General features: G+C 63.4%; 5 protein-coding genes. 2 read left to right on the plus strand and 3 right to left on the minus strand.

Annotated elements, in window-relative coordinates; all coding sequences use genetic code 11:
• Positions 1-56: 56 nt before the first annotated feature.
• Positions 57-671, minus strand: coding sequence for a LysE family translocator (locus FJ471_RS24200; protein WP_140807249.1), 615 nt, complete (start codon positions 669-671; stop codon positions 57-59).
• A 439-nt stretch (positions 672-1,110) separates the two neighbouring features.
• Between FJ471_RS24200 and FJ471_RS24205 the strand changes: the two genes are divergently transcribed.
• Positions 1,111-1,737, plus strand: coding sequence for a DUF1062 domain-containing protein (locus FJ471_RS24205; protein ID WP_140807250.1), 627 nt, complete (start codon positions 1,111-1,113; stop codon positions 1,735-1,737).
• A 51-nt stretch (positions 1,738-1,788) separates the two neighbouring features.
• Here FJ471_RS24205 and typA read toward each other — a convergent pair whose 3' ends face one another.
• On the minus strand, positions 1,789-3,618 hold the full coding sequence (typA, locus tag FJ471_RS24210) for a translational GTPase TypA (protein WP_140807251.1): 1,830 nt from the start codon (positions 3,616-3,618) through the stop codon (positions 1,789-1,791).
• 213 nt (positions 3,619-3,831) lie between these two features.
• Between typA and FJ471_RS24215 the strand changes: the two genes are divergently transcribed.
• Positions 3,832-4,101 carry a hypothetical protein gene (locus FJ471_RS24215; RefSeq protein ID WP_246684818.1) on the plus strand — a complete coding sequence of 90 codons (270 nt, stop codon included), beginning with the start codon at positions 3,832-3,834 and terminating at the stop codon, positions 4,099-4,101.
• A gap of 209 nt (positions 4,102-4,310) precedes the next feature.
• Here FJ471_RS24215 and FJ471_RS24225 read toward each other — a convergent pair whose 3' ends face one another.
• A complete protein-coding gene (locus FJ471_RS24225) occupies positions 4,311-5,885 on the minus strand; it encodes an alkaline phosphatase (protein WP_140807253.1) in 1,575 nt (524 codons plus the stop codon).
• Between the last annotated feature and the right edge of the window lie 180 nt (positions 5,886-6,065).

Genomic DNA, 6,065 nt, shown 5'->3' on the forward strand with positions numbered 1-6,065 from the left:
AGCGCGTCGCCGAAAACGGTTTCAGTCGACGCGCTTCAAGCCTTTGTTTTGATGCATCAGGAACGCGCGGCGATCGCCGCGGCTGCGCCCGCCATCGTCGTGGCACTGACCCGGTTGGCGATCCTCATGGCGCGCTTGCTCTTCAGGAGCCGGCGCGCCTGCGACGCGGCCAGCACCCAGGCGAGGTCGATGACCACGAGCACGATCGCCATGGTGACCGTCAGTTCGACCCAGCCGACAACGCTGACCGAGGCAAGATCGATGATGGTGGGCAGCAGCGCCAGATAGAACATCATGATCTTCGGGTTGCCGAGCGTCACCGCCATGCCGGCAAAGAACAGTTTCAGGGCTGAATCCTCGCGCGGCATCTCGCCTTCCTTGGCCTCGACCGGCGCCGTCCACATCTTGAACGCCAGATAGGCAAGGTAGGCGACGCCAACCCATTTCACGACGACGAAGGCGTAGTGGAAGGTCTGCGCCACGACGGCGAGCCCGAACACCGCCAGCGACAGCCAGATCGCCTCACCGATCCACATCGCCAACAGGAACGGGAAGACGTCGCGGAACCCTTTCGAGATCACCCGCGCCACGAGTGCCGCGATCGACGGCCCGGGCGAGCCGGCGGCGACGAACAAAGCGGCGGCGAAGATCAGCAGCGAGGCGAGATGCATGATGGTGCTTCCTATAGCATGGGAGCCGACGATACTCGATCGGAGCAGATTTGGCACGCTCCGCAAGGTGCAAGGACTGACCAAGCAGACAATAGCTGCCAGAGTCGGCGCCGCCTACGGTTACTGCTCTTGTCGTCCCCTTGAGCCTTAGCTAGAAGACCTGACCCTTCATCCGTTTCGAGCATCACTTTGCCTCAGTAACCGCCGGTCTCGCCAACTCCTTTGAATGCACCGCAGGCGCATCTTTAGCTGCCCCTGCATTTGTTCACGTGTTCTTCAGGCGGCGGTTCGAGACCGGTTTGGCATTGCTGAGCCGCAGCGCGTAATCCGCGCCGACGCCTGACTTCCGGATAACACAGTCTCTCGCCACACCGTGCCCATGAAGGCACCTCGGACATTGCCGGCCTGACGGACTTCCCGACGGGAAGGGCCTACCGGCATGTCTTCTACCTTGTCTGTCCGCTGGACGATCGCGCCAGCAATCGCGCCTCGACCTCTCATCAACTGCAACCGCTGCGGCGGCGTGAAACCCTATCGATGCGGCGAAAAATTCCGCGTCAACGCCAACGGCAAGCGCATCGACGTTTGGCTGATCTATCGCTGCGTCGACTGCGACAATTCCTGGAACCGCACGATCCTGGAGCGTTGCAACCGGCACGACATCGAGCCGGCGCTGCTTGCGGCGCTCGAAAGCAACGACCCGGCATTCGTGCGCCGGCACGCCTTCGATACGGTGGCGTTACGAAGCCGGATCGGACGGATCGAGGAATTCCCCGATGTCACGGTTCGAAAAGAGTTGATGGGCAGTGAGCCGGGACGCACGGCCGCGCTCGCGCTCGAGTTCCAACTCGAGGGCACGACGCCTTTGCGGCTGGACCGCCTGCTTGCCGGCGAGCTCGGTCTTTCGCGATCAAGGCTTCAGGCCCTGGAGGACCGAAGGCGACTGACCACCCAACCCGACGGCGCCAAGGCCTTGCGCAAGCCTGTGCGCGATGGCCTGGCGATACGCCTCGATCTGGCCGGGGAGGCGGATTGCAACGCCGTCCTGCTGGCTGCATACCGCTGAAACGAAAAGAGGGGGCATCTGCCCCCTCTTTTGAACCCTTCGCCGAAAAACTTACGCCGCGCCCATCACCTTGGCGGCCTTTTCGAAACGCTTGCGCTCGTTCGGGTCGAGATAGAGCTTGCGCAGACGGATGGTCTTCGGCGTCACCTCGACCAGCTCGTCGTCCTGGATCCAGGCCAGCGCGCGCTCCAGCGTCATGCGGATCGGCGGCGTCAGCTTCACCGCCTCGTCCTTGCCGGCGGCGCGGATGTTGGTGAGCTTCTTGCCCTTGAGCACGTTCACTTCGAGGTCGTTGTCGCGGCTATGGATGCCGATGATCATGCCCTGATAGACCTTGACGCCCGGATCGATGATCATCGGGCCGCGGTCTTCAAGGTTCCACATGGCGTAGGCGACGGACTCGCCCTGCTCGTTGGAGATCAAGACGCCATTGGTGCGGCCGGGCAGCTCGCCCTTGTAGGGTTCATAGGCGAAGAACAGCCGGTTCATCACCGCGGTGCCGCGCGTGTCGGTCAAAAGTTCCGACTGGTAGCCGATCAGGCCGCGCGTCGGCGCGTGGAAGACGAGGCGCTGGCGGTTGCCGCCGGAGGGGCGCAGCTCGACCATCTCGGCCTTGCGCTCCGACATTTTCTGCACGACGACGCCGGCATGCTCCTCGTCGACGTCGATGACGACTTCCTCAACCGGCTCGAGCAATTCGCCGTTGTCACCCTTCTGCATGACAACGCGCGGACGCGACACGGCGAGCTCGAAACCCTCGCGGCGCATCGTCTCGATCAGCACCGCTAGCTGCAATTCGCCGCGGCCGGAGACGAAGAAGGAATCCTTGTCGGGAGATTCCTCGATCTTGAGCGCGACATTGCCTTCTGCCTCGCGCAACAGGCGGTCGCGGATGACGCGGCTGGTCACCTTGTCGCCCTCGGTACCGGCAAGCGGGCTGTCGTTGACGAGGAAGGACATGGTCACGGTCGGCGGGTCGATCGGCTGCGCATGCAGCGGCTCACTCACCGCCAGGTCGCAGAACGTGTCGGCGACGGTGCCTTTCGACAGGCCGGCGATGGCGACGATGTCGCCCGCCTGGGCTTCGTCGATCGGCTGGCGCTCGAGACCGCGGAAGGCGAGGATCTTGGAGACGCGGCCGGTCTCGATCTGCGTGCCGTCATGGTGCAGCACCTTGACTGCCTGGTTGGCCTTCAGCGTGCCGGACTCGATGCGGCCGGTGATGATGCGGCCGAGGAACGGATTGGCCTCGAGGATGGTGCCGATCATGCGGAACGGGCCGGGATGCACCGTCGGCGCCGGCACATGCTTGACGACGAGGTCGAACAGCGGCGCAAGCTGCTGGTCCTTAGGGCCTTCGGGGTTTTCCGACACCCAGCCGTCGCGGCCCGAACCGTAGAGGATCGGGAAATCGAGCTGCTCGTCGGTGGCGTCGAGCGCGGCGAACAGGTCGAACACCTCGTTGACCACTTCGATATGGCGGGCGTCCGGACGGTCGATCTTGTTGATGACGACGATCGGTCGCAGGCCGACCTTGAGCGCCTTGCCGACGACGAACTTGGTCTGCGGCATCGGGCCTTCGGCGGCGTCGACGAGCACGATCGCCGAATCCACCATCGACAGGATGCGCTCGACCTCGCCGCCGAAATCGGCGTGTCCGGGGGTGTCGACGATGTTGATGCGGGTGCCGTGCCAGTCGACAGAGGTCGCCTTGGCCAGGATGGTGATGCCACGTTCCTTTTCGAGGTCGTTGGAATCCATGGCGCGCTCGGCGACGCGCTGGTTGTCGCGGAAGGCGCCGGACTGTTTCAGAAGCTGGTCGACCAGCGTGGTTTTGCCATGGTCGACGTGCGCGATGATCGCGATATTGCGGAGGTTCATTTTTCTGGTCTCGGGAACGTTGCAGGCAGCAGGCCCAAAAGCGCCGCCTTTTTCGGTTGCGCGGCTCATACAAGGTTTTTCGCAATTGCGAAAGGGGAGGCCCGGCCCCAAATAAATGGTCACTGATTCTTAAACGTCTTGGTGTGAAATGATTCTGTTAACCAATGCGGAACCTTTGAGGGGCCGGGCAGTTCGATGTTCATGACCGATCAGATGTCCAGATTGCGTCCGGTTTTTGCGTGGGCAGCACTTGGCGTGCTCATCGCGGCAGGCGCCGCGCAGTCGGCGGCAGCACTCAGGGAAGCCGACCCGATGACGCCACCCGACGCCAGGACCGCGCAGCAGATGTTCGCCGACGCGCCCGACGGCGTCGACCCGATCGTCACCGGTCCGGTCAGCGCCTCCTTCAAGCAGCGGCAGAAGGCCGCCAACTGCGACACCGCCGTCTGGCCGAAAATCCCCGCGACCTGCTACCCGGATTGATCTTCGCGGCAGCAATACGACAAGCGTAGCGTTTCCGGCACACCCCCCTCTGGCCTGCCGGCCATCTCCCCCGCAAGAGGGGAGATCAGATTTCGCATCGGCTTTCGCCAATCTCTAACGCTGAAGAATGGGCGGCAGCGGCAAAGCTGCCAATCTCCCCCCTTGCGGGGGAGATGTCCGGCAGGACAGAGGGGGGCCTCGCGCCGACCTTACGCCGACCGCACCGGATCGAGCGTCACCTTGTAAAGCTCGTTGTCGTCGCGATCCATCAGCCGCACGCTGAGCTGTTCGGTCGCGCCGGAAATATCGACCAGCCCGAAGAACTGCAGGCCCGCCGACGGCGGCAGGTTCTGGCCCTGCTCGGCGGTCGGTGCCTTGATGAATTTCAGCTCCGGCCCGAAGGTCATGTCGAGGTCGTTGGGGCCGAACGTGCCGGCGTGGATCGGGCCGGAGACGAATTCCCAGAACGGATTGAAATCCTGGAACTGCGCCTTGTCGGGGTTGTAGTAATGCGCCGCGGTGTAGTGCACGTCGGCGGTGAGCCACACCGTGTTGGTGATGCCGGCGTTCTTGATGAAGCGCAGCACGTCGGCGAACTCGAGCTCGCGGCCCTTCGGCGCGCCATTGTCGTTGTTGCTGACGGCCTCGAAGCCGACCTTCTTCGCCGCGTCGTCCCAGACGACCAGGCTGAGCGGCATGTCGGCGGCGATGATCTTCCAGGTCGCCCTGGAGTTGGCCAACTCGCGCTTCAGCCACTTGGACTGCTCCTCGCCGATCATCCGCGACTTCGGCGTCAGCGTTTCATCCAGATTGGGGCCGTTGGGGCCGCGATAGGAGCGCATGTCGAGGAAGAACACGTCGAGCAGCGGCCCATGTGAGATCTTGCGGTAGACGCGACCCGGCTCCGACGGCTCGTAGCGGATGGTGGTCATCTCATGGAAGGCGCGCGCGGCGCGGGCCGCCAGCACATGGATCGACTTTTCCTTGTAGCGGTCGTCGGCGGTGAGGTCTTTCGAATCCGACCAGTTGTTGAGCACCTCGTGGTCGTCCCACTGGTAGAAAGTCGGGCAGATGGCGGAGAGGCCAAGCACATGCTTGTCCATCATGTTGTACTTCCACTGGTCGCGGTACTCGTCCAGCGTCTCGGCGACCTTGCGCTTACCGTCGAGCATGACGACGTTCTTCCACTTGCCGCCGCCCGGCAGGTCGACCTCGTCCTTCAAGGCGCCGTCGGCATAGATGGTGTCGCCGGAATGCAGGAAGAAGTCCGGTGTGTGCTTGGCGATGGTCGAGTAGGTCTTCATGCCGGTTTCGTCGATGCCCCAGCCCTGGCCGGCCGTGTCGCCAGACCAGGCGAAGCGCACGTCGCGCTTCGACGACGGCGCGGTGCGGAAGCGGCCGACGATCGGCTCGGAGAGCGCGTTGATGTCGGAAAGATCGGCGGCAGTCATGCGGTAGAAGATGTCCTGGTCCGAGGCGAGATCGGTGAGCAGCCGCTTCACCGTGTAGTCGCTGGCCGGCGAGGTATCGAGCGCAGCCAGCCTGGTGGCGTTGGCGAAGCTTTCGGTGGTCGACACTTCATACATCACACGCGCCGGACGGTCGGTGCGCGTCCACACCATCCCGGAGGTAGCATCGACGTCGCCGGACTGGACGCCATGCGTGAAGGCGGGGCGCTGGTTGGCGCGGGAATAATAAGGCAAAGCCAGTCCGGAAGCGCCGACAAGGCCGAAGGCGCTTGCCGAGGTGACGAAAGCGCGGCGGGTCAACGAGAGCTTGTTCATGGCTGTCTCCGGTATGGCGTTGAACGGGACCGCCAAGCTCTCGCCTCAATGTTTCAGGCGCATTTCGGAACCATGAAGTTTTGATAACAAACCACAGATCTTCCCTTCTCCCCTTGTGGGAGAAGGTGGATCGGCGCGATAGCGCCGAGACGGATGAGGGGTGTTCCAGCGGAGTGAGAC

The sequence above is a fragment of the Mesorhizobium sp. B2-7-1 genome, assembly GCF_006440735.1.
In the GTDB taxonomy this organism is placed as follows: domain Bacteria; phylum Pseudomonadota; class Alphaproteobacteria; order Rhizobiales; family Rhizobiaceae; genus Mesorhizobium.